This window comes from Leptospira vanthielii serovar Holland str. Waz Holland = ATCC 700522 (genome assembly GCF_000332455.1).
Lineage (GTDB): Bacteria > Spirochaetota > Leptospiria > Leptospirales > Leptospiraceae > Leptospira_A > Leptospira_A vanthielii.
The window spans coordinates 181,341-197,884 of record NZ_AOGY02000051.1 but is presented as its reverse complement, the minus strand read 5'-3'; the positions used below and the strand labels follow the sequence as shown (position 1 = coordinate 197,884).

The window sequence follows — 16,544 nt, the reverse complement described above, 5'->3', positions numbered from 1 at the left end:
GTCCTTAGAAACTTACTTTTAGAGAGTTTCTAGGGACAAAATCATGTTTTCGTTTACAAAATGTCCCTACCTGGAATTTTGGACGAAAACGTCATTATTTTTTTAAAGACAGAGAAGTAGAAGAAGGAATCGAATGCCTACAATTAACCAGCTCATCCGTAAAGGAAGAGAAGACCAAAAGAAAAGAACTAAATCTCCTGCCCTAAAGGCATGCCCACAAAGACGTGGAGTTTGCACACGGGTAATGACCTTTACTCCAAAAAAACCGAACTCTGCACTTCGTAAAGTAGCTAGGGTTCGCCTTACTACAGGAATTGAAGTAACAGCTTACATTCCAGGGGAAGGACACAACCTCCAAGAACACAACGTAGTTCTCATCCGTGGGGGAAGGGTAAAAGACTTACCAGGGGTTCGTTATCATATCATTCGTGGAACACTGGATACACTCGGTGTGGACAAACGTCGTAAAGGACGTTCTAAATACGGCGCTAAGCGTCCTAAAGCGTAATCGGAGAAAGTAGATGTCTAGAAGAAGAGGAAAAGTTGAACCACGCCACATCGAAGGCGATCCTAAATATAACGACAAAGTGATTTCTAAATTTATCAACTGCCTAATGGTAGATGGTAAAAAAAGTGTCGCAGAAGCCGTGTTCTACGAAGCTTTAGAAGTAATTGCGAAAAAAACTGGCCAAGACCCATTTGCCGTTTTCCAAGAAGCTCTTGAAAACGCAAAACCACAAGTGGAAGTAAAATCCCGCCGAGTGGGTGGTGTAACTTACCAAGTTCCTATTGAAGTTCGTCCAGAAAGACGACTTGCTCTTGGAATCAGATGGCTTATTCGTTACAGCCGTGGCAGAAACGAAAAATCTATGAAGAATAAATTGGCTGCAGAATTTATGGAAGCTCAAAAAGGCACTGGATCTGCAATCAAGAAAAAAGAAGATATCAGAAAGATGGCAGATGCCAACAAGGCTTTCTCCCACTACCGCTGGTAATCTCTACCATTCGATTCCAATCATTGATAAGCCAGGTGATCTACCTGGCTTTTTTATTTTCTCGTGATCGTAATACAACCTTATGAGTTACCGAACTGTTGGAATATTTGCCCATATCGATTCAGGGAAAACAACCCTCACCGAACGAATTTTGTTCGAGGCGGGTAAAATTTCTGCGGTGGGTTCCATTGAAGATGGAAACACAGAATCAGATAATTTGCAGGAAGAGATAGAGAGGGGAATCTCCATTCGGACCACCTTCCATACCATTCTTTGGAAAACCACCTTTGGTGATTTCCATCTCCAGATTGTAGACACTCCGGGACATATCGATTTCAGAAACCAAGTCACGGACCTTTTGGCGGCGATGGAAACTGCCATTGTTGTTTTAGAAGCAGGATCTGTGGTCCAGTCCCAAGCGCGTCTTGTGATTGAGGAACTCCTTTTGGCAAAGGTTCCTATGGTTTTCTTTATTAATAAACTAGACCGGTTTGGTGAGGAATATCTGGATACACTTGTCTCCCTGGAGGAAATTCTCGGTGGGGCACCGGTCACTTTGTTTCAGAAGGATCCGTCTGGACGATTAGAATATTATCTTAGAGATCCGAGTGTCTTTCCCAAATCAGTAAAAGAAGAACTGATGGCTTGGAGTGATGATCTCACTATTTCTTCCTGGAGTGACCCCTCAGGCCAGACTGATTTTTCTAAGATGGGACTCCGCACGGGACCGACTGAAGGGAAACTCTATCCTGTTTACGGTGGCTCTGCCAAAACGGGGGAAGGGGTTCGGGAGCTTTTAGACCTCGTCCTTTGGACAGAACCGAAAGCTCCGTTGTCAGTGGATGGGATTCCTCTTTTTGTTCTCTCGAGAAGGACGGAGGAGGAGTTGGGGCGGTATTCTGTGGTCTATCCGAACGTTGATATTACAATTGCGATGTTAACTGCACTTGCAAAGAAAACAAGTGGCCCATCTGTGATTCCGTCTTTTTATGCAGAAAATGGCTTTTCGTTTCTGGATCCAGAGACCTTGGAACCAATTTCCACTTTGCAGCAAGGAAAACTTGTTTTATTAAAAGAGAATTCCGGCCTAATTTCCTATCCGGGCCAGGCTTTACGATTCCGAACCCAAAAAGACGATACCGTTGCTACCAATCTTTCCCAAAGGATTCCGAGTCCCTTTTCTATTGTCATCGAACCCGAACATTCCGATGATAAAGAGTTTTGGTTATGTCGCCTACAGGAACTTGTTTGGGAAGATCCAGGTTACCAAGTCCAAAACAAGGAAGATACCGGACAATTGGTACTCCTTGGGCGAGGGGAACTGCATTTGGAGATCGGAATCCGCAGAATTCGGGAAAGAACTGAAAAAAAACTCAATTTCAGTTCGATAAACATTGCCAAAATAGAGCTTCTAAAAAAAATGTCTCATAAGGTTGCCCTAGAGCATCGTGCCTTTGAAGACCAAAAGTCAAGCGGCGCGCTCATCGCAGTCCTGGAAGATACTGCCGACTTTTCGAAGCAAATTGCCTTCGAGGTAAGTCTTCCGGAAGAAGTAAAAAATTCGATAGAAACATCCTTTCAGGAAGCCTGCTTACACGGGTTTTACGGAGAGGAAGTTGCCGGTCTCAGGTTGCGTATTCTCTCGTATGAGATACCAAACGGAGATTTGCAAACCACTTTAACGCTACTGAAAGTTGCGATACTTGCAGGTGTTAAGGAATTGTTTCCATCAAACACATACTTGGTCGGACCCCTCACGGAAGTAGATGTGATGGTGGACGCAGACCACTTAGGTGTAGTTCTTTCTGATCTAAGCCGCAGAAATGCCAAGGTGGTATCCATCTGGGAAGCTGTGGCAGGGAAGAGTCACTTAAAAGCCAATGCACCGGCCCAAAACCTGCTTGGCTTTTCAGGGGCTCTTAGAAACATGACCAAAGGGATTGGCATTTCTTGGGAAAGGACTGCTTTTACCTCTGAATTTTATGCAGTTTTAAAGGAGTAAAGAACCGAGGATCGGGTCTTGCACCACGATTGAGGAGTAGATTCTAACAATGGCTAAAGAAAAATTTGACCGTTCAAAACCACACTTAAACATCGGAACAATTGGTCACGTTGACCACGGTAAAACAACACTAACAGCAGCGATCACAACGACGCTTGCGAAATTAGTGGGTGGAAAAAACAAAGCGATTGCATACGACCAAATCGACAACGCGCCCGAAGAAAAGGCTCGTGGGATTACTATTGCAACGTCTCACCAGGAATATGAAACTCCTAACCGTCACTACGCACACGTAGATTGCCCGGGACACGCGGACTATGTAAAAAACATGATTACTGGTGCTGCTCAGATGGACGCTGCGATTCTTGTAGTATCTGCCACTGACGGTGCTATGCCACAAACTAAAGAACACATACTTCTTGCTCGTCAAGTAGGGGTTCCTTACATCGTGGTTTACCTCAACAAAGCGGACATGCTCGCTGCTGATGAAAGAGACGATATGGTGGAGATGGTTAAAGAGGAAATCAAAGACCTTCTTAACAAATACAACTTCCCTGGTGATAAAACACCTTTCATCTCTGGTTCTGCATTAAAAGCACTTGAAGGTGAAGATTCTGACCTAGGTATGAAATCCATTATTAAACTAATGGAAGCAGTTGATTCTTACGTTCCGAACCCTACACGTATTGTTGATAAACCTTTCCTAATGCCAGTTGAGGACGTATTCTCAATCACTGGTCGTGGAACTGTTGCAACTGGTCGTGTAGAGCAAGGTGTTCTTAAGATCAACGACGAGATCGAGATTGTTGGTATTCGTGATACTACAAAATCAGTTGTTACTGGTATTGAAATGTTCCGTAAACTACTCGATCAAGCGGAAGCTGGAGACAACATTGGTGCTCTTCTTCGCGGAACTAAAAAAGAAGACATCGAAAGAGGTCAAGTTCTTGCGAAACCGGGTACTATTACTCCACACAGAAAATTCAAAGCGGAAGTTTACGTTCTTACAAAAGACGAAGGTGGACGTCATACTCCATTCTTTAACAACTACCGTCCTCAATTCTATTTCAGAACTACAGACATCACTGGTGTTTGTAACCTTCCTGGTGGAATGGAGATGGTTATGCCGGGAGATAACGTTACGATGTCTATCGAACTTATCCACCCGATCGCCATGGACCAAGGTTTGAAGTTCGCTATCCGTGAGGGTGGAAGAACGATTGGTTCTGGTGTTGTTGCGGAGATCGTCGAGTAATACAATGGCTGGACAAAGAATTCGCGTTAAGTTAAAAGCTTTCGATCATCGGTTGATTGACCAATCAACCTTTGAGATCGTTGCGACTGCGAAGAGGACCGGGGCTACTGTCTCCGGTCCAATCCCACTCCCAACGAAAAAAGAAATCTACACGGTATTACGTTCTCCGCACGTGAATAAAAAAGCTAGAGAACAATTTGAAATGAGAACTCACAAGAGACTCATCGATATTTTAAATACGAATGAAGATACGGTAGAAGCCCTGATGAAGCTTCAACTCCCTGCTGGAGTTTCCGTAGATATTAAATCCTAAGGATAGGATCCATGGCTAAAGGTTTAATCGGCGAAAAATTGGGCATGGCCCACATATTCAATAACGAAGGTAAAATGGTTACTGTAACCGTTTTACGCGTGGGTCCTTGTTTTGTGTCCCAGGTAAAAACATCTGCGAACGACGGTTATGAAGCCGTTCAACTAGCATTTGGTGATGCCAAGGAAAAACACATGACGAAGGCCGAAGTGGGACACATTAAAAAAGCAAATATTGCTGCTCCGAAAAAAACTCTGATTGAATTCAAAGGTTTTGAAGATGTAGCGGTGGGTGCAGAACTCAAACTTGCAGATGTGTTTGCTTTGAATGACACGGTGAAGGTAACAGGAACTTCCAAGGGGAAGGGAACTCAAGGTGTTGTGAAACGCCATGGTTTTGCCGGTGGTCCTGCCGGACACGGTTCCAGATTCCAAAGACACCCAGGTTCCATTGGTTCTAACACAACTCCTGGACGAGTGTTCAAGGGTTTGAAGATGGGTGGTAGAATGGGTTCTGAACAGAGCACTGTTCGTAACCTGAAAGTAGTAAAAATTGATGCAGACTCCAACTTGGTTTTTGTATCCGGTCCGGTTCCAGGAAGAGAACGCGGTATCGTTACGATAGAAAAAATCGGATAAATAGATAGGTAGAACATGAAAGCGCGTAAATACAATAAAGAAGGCGTATTCGTAAGCGAAGTTGAACTTCCGGCAGAACTTTTTGCTACCGGCATTTCGCTTGGAGCCATCTATGATGCGGTAAAAGCTGAAAATGCGAACAATAGACAAGGAACACATTCTACTAAGGATCGTTCTGAAGTTCGCGGTGGGGGAATCAAACCTTGGGCTCAAAAAGGAACTGGTCGCGCACGACAAGGTTCCATTAGAGCTCCCCATTTCGTTGGTGGTGGTATCATTCATGGACCAAAACCAAGAGATTATTCCTCTAACTTGTCACGCAGCGTAAAGAAAAAGGCTGTTCTCTCCATCCTTAACAAAAAGGCAGAAGAAAACAGAATCGCGATCATAGAAGACGTAGAACCTTCTTCTTACTCTACAAAATCCATCTTTAACATTTTGAAGAATATGGAAATTGCAGAGAAGGGTAACGTGGGTTTTGTAGTAGCTGGTGAAAACCAATTCCTCAAAAAATCCACTCGCAATATAGAGAACCTCAAATATGTGAACAGCAAACGAGTCGTTTGCCGAGACATCCTCTATAATAACAATTTAGTAATCTCTGAAAGCGCTTTAAAAGAGCTTCAGGCACAGTATTCTAAGAAAGGATAAGACAGTGAACCTAGAGAATGTAATCTTATCACCAGTTGTTACAGAAAAGTCGCAAGACCTTCAAACAATTGGAGAACGTATGGGAAAAAGAACTGTGAAGTATACGTTCAAAGTCCACCCGGATGCGAACAAAACTTTGATCAAACAGGCTCTGAAACAAATGTATAACGTGGTTCCGACTGCTGTAAACGTTGCCGTTTACCGTGGAAAAATGAAACGTTTTAGAAACATGCCGTCACCTAGACCTCATTACAAAAAAGCTGTAGTGACGTTTGCTGACGGAGCAAATTTGGATTTTGCTAAGGTTTAATTATGGGAATTAGAAAACTTAAACCCACTACGCAATCTAGCCGCTTCTACTCGGTTCTAGATTTCAAAGAAATCACAGAAGTGGTTCCTTACAAACCGCTCACGGCTAACGTTTCTTACAAAGCAGGTCGTGACAATAAGGGACGTATCGCTGTTAGACGAAAAGGTGGACGTAACAAAAGAAAGTTCCGGATCATCGATTTCAAACGTAATAAATTTGGAATTCCTGCGACTGTGAAAACAATCGAATATGATCCAAACCGTTCTGCGTTTATCGCACTTATTTGTTATGCTGATGGTGAATACCGTTACATTTTAGCTCCTAACGGACTGAAAGTGGGGGACAAAATTGAATCGGGCCCCGCAGCTGAGATCAAACTAGGGAATACACTTCCTTTAGATAAAATCCCGGCAGGAACAAATGTTCACAACATTGAACTTCATATCGGAAAAGGCGGTCAAATCGCTCGCACAGCAGGATCTTTCGCTGTGATCTCCGCAAAAGATGGTGACTATGTATCTCTCAAACTTCCTTCTTCGGAAATCCGTAAGGTTCGTAAAGAGTGTTTAGCAACTATCGGAGAGCTTTCCAATAAAGACCATAACTTGGTCATCATTGGTAAAGCGGGTCGTAACCGTTGGTTAGGAAAAAGACCGAAAGTAAGAGGGGTCGTTATGAACCCTGTGGACCACCCACTCGGTGGTGGTGAAGGTAGAACTTCCGGAGGTCGTCACCCAGTGACTCCTTGGGGTAAACCTACGAAGGGATTTAAAACACGTAAGACGAGACCGTCTGACCGTTTTATCGTCCAAAGACGTAAGAAAAACAGGAATAGGTAGGGTCTAGGTAATCATGGCTAGAAGCTTAAAAAAAGGTCCGTTTATTGACGACCACCTCATGAAAAAAATAACCAAGTTAAACTCCGAAGGGAAAAAAACTCCCTTCAAATCTTGGTCAAGAAGAAGTACCATTTATCCGGACATGATCGGTCACACTGTGATGATTCATAACGGCAAAGCGTTTGTTCCTGTATATGTAAACGAAAACATGATCGGTCACAAACTCGGTGAGTTTGCTCCCACTAGAACCTTTAAAGGCCACGGTGGAGACAAAAAAGTAGCGAAGAAATAGGTAGAGAGATGGAAGCAAAAGCAGTTGCGAAACACGTAAGAATCTCAGCAAGAAAGGCCCGCCTGGTTGCTGATGAAGTTCGTGGATACGATTACAAGGAAGCCATTGATATCTTGCGTTTTACAAATAAAGCAGCAAGTTCAATGATCATCAACCTTTTGAACTCGGCAGTGGCGAACGCCATCCAAATGAACGAAAGTTTGGATCCAAGTTCACTCTACGTGAAAAAAATCTATGTGGATGACGGTCCTATCATGAAACGTTTCCGTCCAAGAGCACGCGGTCGTGCTTCTAGGATCCGTAAACGCCTCAGCCACATCACTGTTGTAGTATCTGAAATCGAAAAGAAGGTTAGTTAAACTATGGGTCAGAAAGTAAATCCAATCGGACTACGAATCGGAATCACACGTAACTGGGATTCAATTTGGTATTCCAAGCAAGATTACATTAAAAATCTTCACGAAGATATCAAGATCCGTAGATTCCTTCAGAAGAAATTCAAAAACGCATCTGTTGTAAAGATCGTAATCGAAAGATTCCCTGAAAAAATCAACGTGAATCTTCATACTTCTAAACCAGGTATGGTAATTGGTCAAAAAGGCCAAAACATCGAAGCGGTAAAACAAGAGCTTAAAAAACTCGCTGATAAACCGATTGGGATGAACATCATTGAAGTGAAGAAACCGGAAATCATTGCACAAGCAATTGCAGAAACGGTAGCACTTCAAATCGAACAAAGGATGCCATTTCGTCGCGTAATGAAAGCGGAACTTCGTCGTGCGATGCGCGGTGGAGTGGAAGGTGTAAAAATCCAAATCTCCGGACGACTGAACGGAGCTGATATGGCAAGAACAGAAAAGTATATGGAAGGACGAGTTCCTCTTCATACTCTTCGTGCCAAAATTGATTTTGGATTCAAAGAAGCCCTCACCACTTTCGGTCAGATCGGTGTGAAGGTATGGACTTATACAGGTGACTACTTCCCAACAAATAAGGAAGAGACCGATGAAGACAAATACGCTGTAAAACGTAGAACGAGTTAAGAAGTACTAAAGAGATACGATAATGTTAGCACCTAAACGAGTAAAATTTAGAAAACGCCAAAGAGGGCGCTTGAAAGGTAAGGACGAAAGAGGTTCTTACGTTGCGTTCGGAGAGTATGGTTTAAAAGCTATTTCTTCCGGTCGTATCACAGCGCGACAAATCGAAGCTGCAAGGATTACTATCAACCGCCAAGTGAAACGAGGTGGGAAATTGTGGATCCGTATCTTCCCTCATCTTCCTATCACTAAAAAACCTGCCGAAACTCGTATGGGTAAAGGTAAAGGTAACCCGGAATTCTGGATTGCAGAGATTCGTCCGGGCCGCGTTCTTTTTGAAATGGCGGGTATTGATGAAGAAACAGCAAGAAAAGCTCTTCATTTGGCAGCTTTCAAACTGCCAGTAGAAACTTCATTTGTTAAGAGGAACGTTCTATGAAAGACGATTTTAAGTCACTTTCTCCAGAAGATTTGAAGAAAGAAATTCTCTCCTCTTCCGAAGAAGTTAGAAAAGCAAGATTCCAGTTTGGTGTTACAAGATCTCTTGAGAACCCAAAACTAATCCGAAATCATAAGAAGAGAATTGCTCAGGCACTTACTGTCCTTCGTGAGAAGGAACTAACTGCAAAAGGCAAACTCAAACAAATCGCACCAAAGGCTGGTTCAGCTCCCAAAGCTGCCAAAACTAGTAAAGGTAAGAAGAAGTAGGTTATGGAAGATAAAAACTCTAAAAAGTCTTTAACCATTCAGGGTGTAGTTGTGAGCGATTCTATGGATAAAACTGTAGTCATCGAGATCATCACAAGAAAAGTGCACCCACGGTTTAAGAAGATTATGACCAGAACTTCTCGAGTGAAAATTCACGATGAGAAGAACGAGTGTCAAGTTGGTGACCGAGTAATCGCTGTGGAAACAAGACCACTTTCTAAACAGAAACACCATAAACTTGTAAAGGTAATTGAGAAGGCGAAATTAGTATGATTCAACAAGAAACTATTTTACAAGTAGCCGATAACTCGGGTGTGAAAAAAGTCATGTGCGTGAAAGTGCTTGGCGGTTCCAAAAAACGCTACGCAACGCTTGGTGACGAAATCATCGTCGCTGTTAAGGAAGCACAACCTGCATACGGTCTTCGTGACGGGCAAGGGAAAAAAGTGCATAACAAAGCGGTTCAAAGAGCTGTTGTTGTGAGAACGAAAAAAGAAGTTCGTCGTCCAGACGGAACTTACATTCGTTTTGATGACAATGCCGTTGCCATCATTGATGACAAAGGAAATCCAAAAGGAACCAGGATCTTCGGACCTGTTGCCCGTGAACTTCGCGATAAAAAATACATGAAAATTATATCTCTCGCTCCGGAGGTTCTCTAGAATGGCAGCTAAATTAGCATATAGAGGCTCTGAGCCCACTAAATTCAAAAAAACGAAAATCAAAAAGGACGATGAAGTTCTTGTGATTGCGGGAAAAGAAAAAGGGAAAAAAGGGAAAGTTCTAGCTATCGACAAACGCAAAGACCGCGTTTATATCGAAGGTGTGAACAAACGAAAGAGATTCGTAAGACCAACCCAAGAGAACCCTCAGGGTGGTGCAATCGAAATCGAATTCCCAATCCATATCTCCAATGTGATGTTTCACGACACAAAGGCAGAGAACAAGGCGAAGCCAAAGAAGAAAATTAAGGCTGTACGCTTGGGCTTTGTCAAGAAGGATGGTAAATCCGTCCGAGTGACTCGACCTGAAGGGAAAGAAGTATAAGTTATGGTACCTAGGCTTAAATCAAAATACGAGAAGGAAATCCGTCCTACACTCCAAAAGTCACTCGGCTTTCAAAGTGTAATGCGAGTTCCCAAACTTGAAAAAATCGTAATCAACGTTGGTATGGGTGAAGCCCACACAAACCCAAAAGCGATGGAAGCTTGTTTGTTAGAAATTGGTCAAATTACAGGCCAAAGACCAGTAAAAACTTTCGCTAAGAAGTCCATTGCGGGTTTCAAAGTGAGAGAGGGAATGGTGCTTGGTTGCAAAGTTACCCTTCGCGGTCATCATATGTATGAGTTCCTTGACAGATTCATAAACGTGGCTCTTCCACGGGTTCGTGACTTTCGTGGTGTAAACCCCAAAGGTTTCGATGGTCGAGGAAATTACAATCTGTCTGTAAGAGAACAGATCATCTTCCCTGAGATTCATTTTGATAAAATCAATACGATCTACGGGATCAATATCACTTTCGTAACGAACACGGAAGTGGACAAAGAAGCGTTCGAATTATTCCAAGCCTTCGGTATGCCTTACCGTGCGGCAGGTAAGTAGGAGATTATTCATGGCGAAAAAATCAATGATGGAACGCCACGCCAAAGAGCAAAAATTCAAAGTGAGAGAGTACAATCGTTGCCCTCTTTGTGGTCGATCACGCGCTTATTTGCGCCGCTTTGATATGTGTCGTCTTTGCTTCCGGGACCTTGCTAGCAAGGCTCAGATCCCCGGTGTGAAAAAGTCCTCCTGGTAATTAGGTTAAGGTAAGATATGAGTCTTTCAGATCCAATCGCAGATATGCTAACAAGAATCAGAAACGCACAACAAGCTAAACATGAGCTTTGTGTGATTCCTGGTAGCAAAATCAAAAAATCCATCCTAGATCTTCTCAAAGAAGAAGGTTTTGTAGATGATATTCAAACTGTAAAAAATGGAAGTTTTGATGACTTCCAAGTGAAATTAAAATACGACACGGAAAAGAAACCGGTAATTCGTATGATCGAGAGAGTTTCTACTCCAGGTCGTCGAGTTTACATCCAATCCGGCGAAATCAGACCGTTCCGAAATAACATTGGAACACTCATCCTTTCGACTTCGAAAGGTGTGATGACTGGGAAACGTGCTCGTAAACTCAGAGTAGGAGGGGAAGTTCTCTGTAAGGTATTCTAGAGAACGATAACACCATGTCTCGAGTTGGAAAAAGTATTATCAAATTGCCTGAAAAGGTAGAAGTAAAAGCAGAAGCTGAGGCCCTTACGATTAAAGGGCCTTTAGGGGAATTAAAAACTCCGCTTTACGAAGGTGTCAGCGCAAATGTTGAAAACGGCGAATTGGTTTTTACTCGAAAAAGTGAAGATCAAAAGACTGTGGCTCTCCACGGTCTCGTTCGTTCTCTTGCGATGAACTGCGTAAAAGGTGTCACTACTGGTTGGGAAAAGAACTTAGAAATCACAGGAGTTGGTTATCGTGCTCAAAAACGCGGTAAAGATCTCGTGATGGCTCTTGGTTACTCTCACGAAGTGGTTTTCCCTGAACCTACAGGTATCAAAATTGATGTCGCAGATCAGCTAAAAATCAAAGTATCGGGAATTGACCGACAACTGGTTGGACAAGTTGCGGCTGACATTCGTTCTAAAAGACCTCCTGAACCTTATAAAGGGAAAGGAATCAAATACCAGAACGAATACATCCGTAGAAAGGCCGGAAAGACCGGTAAGAAGTAGAACGTCATGATCAACAAGACAGCTAAAAATACGAAAAGATTGAGACGAGCGGAACGAGTCAGATACAAACTCCGCTCTACATCGGAAAGACCTCGGTTGGTTTTTAACAAAACAAACCGTTACCTCACCGCACAAATCATTGATGATGCGAAGGGTGTAACTCTTGTTTATGCAACAACTCTTGAGAAAGATTTTCCGAAACATGAAAATTCTAAGAAGAGTAAATCGGCTGCAACCGAACTCGGTAAAGTAGTCGCTGATAAGGCGAAAAAAGCAGGGGTTTCCCAAGTGGTACTCGACCGATCTGGAATGGTTTACCATGGAAGGATCGCCGCTTTTGCTGATTCTGCCCGTGAAGGTGGATTGGAGTTCTAAATGATGTTAGAAGAAGAAACAAAAGAATTTACTGAGAAGGTCGTAAAAATCGACCGAGTTGCCAAAGTAGTGAAGGGGGGACGTCGTTTCTCCTTCAACGCACTTTCAGTCGTCGGCGACTCTAAAGGAAAAGTAGGAATTGGATTTGGAAAGGCGAATGAAGTTCCAGATGCCATCCGAAAGTCCATTGAATCGGCAAAAAAGAATTTAAAATCCATTCACTATATCGGTCATACCGTTCCTCACGATGTTGTGGGACAGTTCAAATCCGCACGAGTGATTTTGAAGCCAGCTTCTCCGGGAACGGGGATCATCGCGGGAGCTTCTGTTCGTTCCGTTTTGGAAAGAGCAGGAATCCAAGATGTTCTTACAAAATCATGGGGTTCTTCAAACCCAATGAACATTGTAAAAGCGACTATGGACGCATTACAGCAGTTGGAAACACCGTCCATGGCGGTGAAACGACGTGGTGTCAGCCTCAAACACTTGTTTGGGCAAGATCTATAAGAAGGAATCTGACTATGGAAGACGTGATTGTAACGCAAGAAAAGAGTTCTATTGGTATCATTCCGACACACAAAAAAACTCTAATTGCACTCGGCCTTAAAAAGAAAGGTCAATCCAAAAAACACAAAATGACTCCCCAATTGAAAGGGATGTTACGACAAGTAGGTTACTTGTTGAAAGTGGAAAAGGTATAATTGTATGGCTCAAGACAGAATTGAACAAGGCCGTGGTTTTGGTGCAAAACGCCAGAAAAAATCCACATCTCTAGGAAACAAAAACTTGGTTCCCGTTCCGGAAGGTGCAACAACCTCTCCGAAACGTGTGGGTCAAGGTCCAGGATCTGGAATGGGGAAAACCTCCACTCGTGGATCTAAAGGACAAAGAGCTCGTGCAGCTTCGATGAGACGTGGATTCGAAGGTGGACAGCTCCCTCTCCACAGACGTTTGCCAAAACGTGGTTTTACTAATATTTTCTCGGTAGAGTTCCAACCAGTTAACTTGATCTCTTTGACAAAAGCAGGTCTATCTGGGGAAGTAACTCCTGCCATTCTCAAATCTAAGTCTTTGATTAAGTCTGAAGTAGGACCAATCAAACTTTTGGGAACGGGAGAAGTGACAGTCGCCATCACCATTACGGTAGATGCTTTTTCTGCCTCTGCAAAAGAGAAAATTGAAAAAGCTGGTGGAAAAGTCATCATTAGAGAAAAGAAAAAAGAAGAGAAAAAAACTAGATAACCTATGTTTCAAACCATCGCTAACATCTTTCGAATCCCGGAATTACGATCTAAAATCCTATTTACGATCGGTATGTTGTTACTTTTTAGAATGGGAACTCACGTTACCATTCCGGGTATCAACAGTTTAATCGTAACGGGCATTACTGCCGATCCGAGTGAAGGTTTCCTCGGAATGGTGGATTTGTTTGCAGGTGGTGCTCTTCTCAAGTTCTCTATATTTGCGCTAGGGATTATGCCTTATATCTCTTCTTCCATCATTATGCAGCTAGTTATGGTTCTCATTCCTAGTTTGCAAAAAATGCAAAAAGAGGGCGAAGAAGGTAGAAAAAAGATCCAACAGTATACTAAATACGGGACTCTCATCCTTTGTGCGATCCAGTCACTTGCTGTAATTCAACTTGCAAATTCTTGGTCTACTGGATCGGGAACAGCGCAAGCTAAGTATCCGGGGTTAATCAATCCATCGGTAGAAGGTTACTTTTTACCGATTGCGATGTTATCCATCACAACGGGAACAGTACTTCTCATTTGGCTTGGGGAGCAAATTACGGAACGCGGAATTGGTAACGGGATCTCTCTCATTATTTTTGCCGGGATTATTGGTCGTATGCCAGAAGCACTCATTGCAATGTTTACTTCAGATACTTCAGATGCACTTAGCATTCTCATTCTTATCATCATCTTTATTGTTCTTATTTCTTTAACTGTGATTTTAACCCAAGGGGTTCGCCGGGTTCCGCTTAATTACGGAAAACAAATGGTGGGAAGAAAGATGGTTCAGGCACGTAGCCAATCCATTCCTTTTAAAGTCAACAGTGCCAATGTAATGCCAATTATCTTTGCATCCTCCCTTATCCTTTTCCCACAAACAATTGTTCAGTGGTTGTCGTCTAAGGGTGGTCAGTGGGCAGGTTGGGCAGTGATTATGGACTATTTTAATCCATTCTCTCAAATTTGGTATCATGCCCTCTTTTATTATGTGATTTATACATCTCTAATCATTTTCTTTGCGTATTTTTATACAGCGATTCAGTTCAATCCTCAGGAACTTGCTGATAACCTAAAAAAATACGGTGGGTTTATTCCTGGTGTTCGTCCAGGAAGCCAAACAAAAGATATGATTGAGAAAATCTTGAATCGAATCACCCTACCGGGTGCTCTTTTCCTTGCTGGTCTTGCTCTGGCTCCGTATCTCATCATTAAGTTCTTAAACCTCGGTTCGAACACCGGTGGCGGAACTTTGGTGTATACATTCGGAGGAACTTCGCTCCTGATTATGGTGGGTGTGGCTCTCGAAACTTTGAAACAAATCGAAGCACAGCTCCTTATGAGAAATTACGAAGGTTTCATGAAGAAGACTAAAATCAAGGGAAGAGTGTAACGAATGAAGAGACTCATTTTTATGGGACCCCCAGGTGCTGGAAAAGGGACCCAAGCCGACATCATCAAAGAGAAATACCAAATTCCGCAGATCTCAACTGGAGACATTCTCCGTGCTGCCGTAAAAAACGGAACCCCAATGGGGATTGAAGCAAAAAAATATATGGACGCTGGAGACCTTGTTCCAGATGCTGTCGTTATAGGCATAATTCGCGACCGTTTGGTCGAATCTGATTGTGCAAATGGATTCATTCTGGATGGATTTCCTAGGACGGTGGAGCAAGCAAAGGCTCTCTCGGAAATCCTCAAAGAGCTTCACATGGAGCTCGACTCCGTTGTCAACCTAGACGTTCCTGACGAAGAACTCGTCAAACGGTTGCTAGGTAGAGCGATCAAAGAAGGACGCTCGGATGACAACGAAGAGACCATCAAAAACCGTCTGCATACTTACAACACCAAGACGTTGCCCCTGATAGACTTTTATAAAGGCTCTGGGATCCTTCGGCAAATCAATGGTTTGGGAAGTATGGAAGAAATCACTAACACTATTTTAAAATCGATCTAGTAGGAGATAGACCCTGGCTAAGGAAGAAGCAATCACCATCGACGGAACCGTTTTAGAACCGTTACCGAATGCCATGTTCCGTGTGGAACTGGAGAACGGTCATAAAGTTCTAGCACACATTTCGGGAAAAATGCGTATGCATTATATCCGTATATTACCCGGCGATAAGGTTACTGTAGAACTTTCTCCTTATGACTTAACCAAGGGTCGCATCACTTACAGAAAGAAATAGGGAACTATAATGAAAGTTAGATCATCAGTTAAAAAAATCTGTCCAGAATGCAAAGTCATTCGCAGAAAAGGTGTAATCCGAGTGATTTGCACGAACCCAAAACACAAACAAAGGCAAAGATAGAAAGATATGGCACGTATCGCGGGTGTTGATTTACCATCAAACAAAAGAATTGTGATCGGTCTTACATACGTATTTGGTATTGGTAAGACATCCTCTCAAAGTATCCTGAAAAAAGCAGGAATTGACGAATCTATCAGGGTGAAGGACCTTTCGGACGAACAAGAAGCCGCGATCCGTAGAGTCATTGAAGAATCATACCAGGTAGAAGGGGATCTTCGTTCTGAAGTCAACCTAAACATCAAACGATTGATGGACGTTGGTTGTTACAGAGGTTTTCGCCACAGACGAGGACTTCCAGTCAACGGACAAAGAACAAGAACCAACGCTAGAACCCGTAAGGGTGTCAAGAAGACCGTTGCCAACAAGAAAAAGGCACCGGGTAAATAGAGGACTCATCCATGGCTGAAAAAGACGCTAAGAATAAAAAAGATACCAAAAAGGTTAAGAAAAAAGAAAAGAAGAACGTTCCACGGGGTAAGGTGTATATCCAAGCTTCGTTTAACAATACAATTGTATCTATTACGGATATGGTAGGAAATGTTCTTTCTTGGTCTTCTTCTGGAATGATGGGTTTTCGTGGATCTAAAAAATCCACTCCCTATGCTGCGCAAGTTGCTGCTACCAATGCTGCTGAGAAAGCAATCGAAGCTTCTGGTCTTTCCGAAGTCGATGTAATGGTGTCAGGTCCAGGAATTGGACGAGAGTCTGCCATTCGTTCTTTAACTACGAAAGGCCTTGCAATCAAACTCATTAAAGACGTAACTCCGCTCCCACACAATGGGTGCCGACCACGAAAAAGAAGAAGGGTGTAGGAATT

Annotated in this window: 31 protein-coding genes; all 31 read left to right on the top strand. The window is 42.9% G+C overall.

Annotated elements, in window-relative coordinates:
• Positions 1-133 precede the first annotated feature (133 nt).
• Positions 134-508 carry a 30S ribosomal protein S12 gene (rpsL, locus tag LEP1GSC199_RS11665; protein ID WP_002982211.1) on the top strand — a complete coding sequence of 125 codons (375 nt, stop codon included), beginning with the start codon at positions 134-136 and terminating at the stop codon, positions 506-508.
• A 13-nt stretch (positions 509-521) separates the two neighbouring features.
• On the top strand, positions 522-995 hold the full coding sequence (rpsG, locus tag LEP1GSC199_RS11660) for a 30S ribosomal protein S7 (RefSeq protein ID WP_002982515.1): 474 nt from the start codon (positions 522-524) through the stop codon (positions 993-995).
• A gap of 82 nt (positions 996-1,077) precedes the next feature.
• Entirely contained in the window at positions 1,078-2,997 is a 1,920-nt protein-coding gene (locus LEP1GSC199_RS11655) for an elongation factor G-like protein (RefSeq protein ID WP_002983276.1), read from the top strand.
• A gap of 49 nt (positions 2,998-3,046) precedes the next feature.
• Complete coding sequence (gene tuf, locus LEP1GSC199_RS11650; RefSeq protein WP_002982552.1) at positions 3,047-4,252, top strand: elongation factor Tu; 1,206 nt, start codon at positions 3,047-3,049, stop codon at positions 4,250-4,252.
• Between the two features lie 4 nt (positions 4,253-4,256).
• Complete coding sequence (rpsJ, locus tag LEP1GSC199_RS11645; protein WP_002974412.1) at positions 4,257-4,565, top strand: 30S ribosomal protein S10; 309 nt, start codon at positions 4,257-4,259, stop codon at positions 4,563-4,565.
• Positions 4,566-4,576: 11 nt separating this feature from the next.
• Complete coding sequence (gene rplC / locus LEP1GSC199_RS11640) at positions 4,577-5,200, top strand: 50S ribosomal protein L3 (RefSeq protein WP_002983046.1); 624 nt, start codon at positions 4,577-4,579, stop codon at positions 5,198-5,200.
• A gap of 15 nt (positions 5,201-5,215) precedes the next feature.
• Positions 5,216-5,851, top strand: a complete 636-nt coding sequence (rplD, locus tag LEP1GSC199_RS11635; RefSeq protein ID WP_002983252.1) for a 50S ribosomal protein L4 — start codon at positions 5,216-5,218, stop codon at positions 5,849-5,851.
• Positions 5,852-5,855: 4 nt separating this feature from the next.
• Complete coding sequence (locus LEP1GSC199_RS11630) at positions 5,856-6,161, top strand: 50S ribosomal protein L23 (RefSeq protein ID WP_002973792.1); 306 nt, start codon at positions 5,856-5,858, stop codon at positions 6,159-6,161.
• 2 nt (positions 6,162-6,163) lie between these two features.
• Entirely contained in the window at positions 6,164-7,000 is an 837-nt protein-coding gene (gene rplB, locus LEP1GSC199_RS11625; RefSeq protein WP_002983255.1) for a 50S ribosomal protein L2, read from the top strand.
• Positions 7,001-7,013: 13 nt separating this feature from the next.
• Complete coding sequence (rpsS, locus tag LEP1GSC199_RS11620) at positions 7,014-7,292, top strand: 30S ribosomal protein S19 (protein WP_002974021.1); 279 nt, start codon at positions 7,014-7,016, stop codon at positions 7,290-7,292.
• 8 nt (positions 7,293-7,300) lie between these two features.
• On the top strand, positions 7,301-7,651 hold the full coding sequence (gene rplV / locus LEP1GSC199_RS11615; RefSeq protein ID WP_002983030.1) for a 50S ribosomal protein L22: 351 nt from the start codon (positions 7,301-7,303) through the stop codon (positions 7,649-7,651).
• Between the two features lie 3 nt (positions 7,652-7,654).
• Positions 7,655-8,335 (top strand): 30S ribosomal protein S3, encoded by a 681-nt coding sequence (gene rpsC, locus LEP1GSC199_RS11610; protein ID WP_015680059.1) that lies wholly within the window; start codon positions 7,655-7,657, stop codon positions 8,333-8,335.
• 22 nt (positions 8,336-8,357) lie between these two features.
• Complete coding sequence (gene rplP, locus LEP1GSC199_RS11605; protein ID WP_002974545.1) at positions 8,358-8,771, top strand: 50S ribosomal protein L16; 414 nt, start codon at positions 8,358-8,360, stop codon at positions 8,769-8,771.
• Positions 8,768-9,040 (top strand): 50S ribosomal protein L29, encoded by a 273-nt coding sequence (gene rpmC / locus LEP1GSC199_RS11600; protein WP_002982886.1) that lies wholly within the window; start codon positions 8,768-8,770, stop codon positions 9,038-9,040. Before rplP ends, rpmC begins: the two co-directional genes overlap by 4 nt.
• Positions 9,041-9,043: 3 nt before the next feature.
• Positions 9,044-9,313 carry a 30S ribosomal protein S17 gene (gene rpsQ, locus LEP1GSC199_RS11595; protein ID WP_002982819.1) on the top strand — a complete coding sequence of 90 codons (270 nt, stop codon included), beginning with the start codon at positions 9,044-9,046 and terminating at the stop codon, positions 9,311-9,313.
• A complete protein-coding gene (gene rplN, locus LEP1GSC199_RS11590) occupies positions 9,310-9,702 on the top strand; it encodes a 50S ribosomal protein L14 (RefSeq protein ID WP_002974152.1) in 393 nt (130 codons plus the stop codon). Before rpsQ ends, rplN begins: the two co-directional genes overlap by 4 nt.
• A 1-nt stretch (position 9,703) precedes the next feature.
• Positions 9,704-10,087, top strand: a complete 384-nt coding sequence (gene rplX / locus LEP1GSC199_RS11585) for a 50S ribosomal protein L24 (protein WP_002983170.1) — start codon at positions 9,704-9,706, stop codon at positions 10,085-10,087.
• Between the two features lie 3 nt (positions 10,088-10,090).
• A complete protein-coding gene (gene rplE / locus LEP1GSC199_RS11580) occupies positions 10,091-10,642 on the top strand; it encodes a 50S ribosomal protein L5 (protein ID WP_002982447.1) in 552 nt (183 codons plus the stop codon).
• Positions 10,643-10,652: 10 nt separating this feature from the next.
• Complete coding sequence (locus LEP1GSC199_RS20945) at positions 10,653-10,838, top strand: type Z 30S ribosomal protein S14 (protein WP_012476296.1); 186 nt, start codon at positions 10,653-10,655, stop codon at positions 10,836-10,838.
• A 17-nt stretch (positions 10,839-10,855) separates the two neighbouring features.
• On the top strand, positions 10,856-11,254 hold the full coding sequence (rpsH, locus tag LEP1GSC199_RS11575) for a 30S ribosomal protein S8 (protein ID WP_002982987.1): 399 nt from the start codon (positions 10,856-10,858) through the stop codon (positions 11,252-11,254).
• A gap of 14 nt (positions 11,255-11,268) precedes the next feature.
• On the top strand, positions 11,269-11,808 hold the full coding sequence (rplF, locus tag LEP1GSC199_RS11570; RefSeq protein WP_002982285.1) for a 50S ribosomal protein L6: 540 nt from the start codon (positions 11,269-11,271) through the stop codon (positions 11,806-11,808).
• Between the two features lie 6 nt (positions 11,809-11,814).
• On the top strand, positions 11,815-12,183 hold the full coding sequence (gene rplR / locus LEP1GSC199_RS11565) for a 50S ribosomal protein L18 (protein ID WP_039926661.1): 369 nt from the start codon (positions 11,815-11,817) through the stop codon (positions 12,181-12,183).
• Between the two features lie 3 nt (positions 12,184-12,186).
• Positions 12,187-12,690 carry a 30S ribosomal protein S5 gene (gene rpsE, locus LEP1GSC199_RS11560; protein WP_002973816.1) on the top strand — a complete coding sequence of 168 codons (504 nt, stop codon included), beginning with the start codon at positions 12,187-12,189 and terminating at the stop codon, positions 12,688-12,690.
• Positions 12,691-12,704: 14 nt separating this feature from the next.
• A complete protein-coding gene (gene rpmD / locus LEP1GSC199_RS11555) occupies positions 12,705-12,884 on the top strand; it encodes a 50S ribosomal protein L30 (RefSeq protein WP_002982965.1) in 180 nt (59 codons plus the stop codon).
• 4 nt (positions 12,885-12,888) lie between these two features.
• On the top strand, positions 12,889-13,425 hold the full coding sequence (gene rplO, locus LEP1GSC199_RS11550; protein WP_002982732.1) for a 50S ribosomal protein L15: 537 nt from the start codon (positions 12,889-12,891) through the stop codon (positions 13,423-13,425).
• A 3-nt stretch (positions 13,426-13,428) separates the two neighbouring features.
• Entirely contained in the window at positions 13,429-14,808 is a 1,380-nt protein-coding gene (secY, locus tag LEP1GSC199_RS11545) for a preprotein translocase subunit SecY (RefSeq protein ID WP_002974039.1), read from the top strand.
• A gap of 3 nt (positions 14,809-14,811) precedes the next feature.
• Positions 14,812-15,372, top strand: coding sequence for an adenylate kinase (locus LEP1GSC199_RS11540; protein WP_002983181.1), 561 nt, complete (start codon positions 14,812-14,814; stop codon positions 15,370-15,372).
• Positions 15,373-15,385: 13 nt separating this feature from the next.
• The gene (infA, locus tag LEP1GSC199_RS11535; RefSeq protein WP_012476295.1) at positions 15,386-15,604 is read left to right on the top strand and encodes a translation initiation factor IF-1; all 219 of its coding nucleotides are present in this window, start codon (positions 15,386-15,388) and stop codon (positions 15,602-15,604) included.
• Positions 15,605-15,613: 9 nt separating this feature from the next.
• Complete coding sequence (gene rpmJ, locus LEP1GSC199_RS20940; RefSeq protein ID WP_002983148.1) at positions 15,614-15,727, top strand: 50S ribosomal protein L36; 114 nt, start codon at positions 15,614-15,616, stop codon at positions 15,725-15,727.
• A gap of 6 nt (positions 15,728-15,733) precedes the next feature.
• Positions 15,734-16,114, top strand: coding sequence for a 30S ribosomal protein S13 (rpsM, locus tag LEP1GSC199_RS11530; RefSeq protein WP_002982948.1), 381 nt, complete (start codon positions 15,734-15,736; stop codon positions 16,112-16,114).
• Between the two features lie 11 nt (positions 16,115-16,125).
• Positions 16,126-16,539 (top strand): 30S ribosomal protein S11, encoded by a 414-nt coding sequence (gene rpsK, locus LEP1GSC199_RS11525; RefSeq protein ID WP_002974369.1) that lies wholly within the window; start codon positions 16,126-16,128, stop codon positions 16,537-16,539.
• The last annotated feature ends 5 nt before the right edge of the window (positions 16,540-16,544 follow it).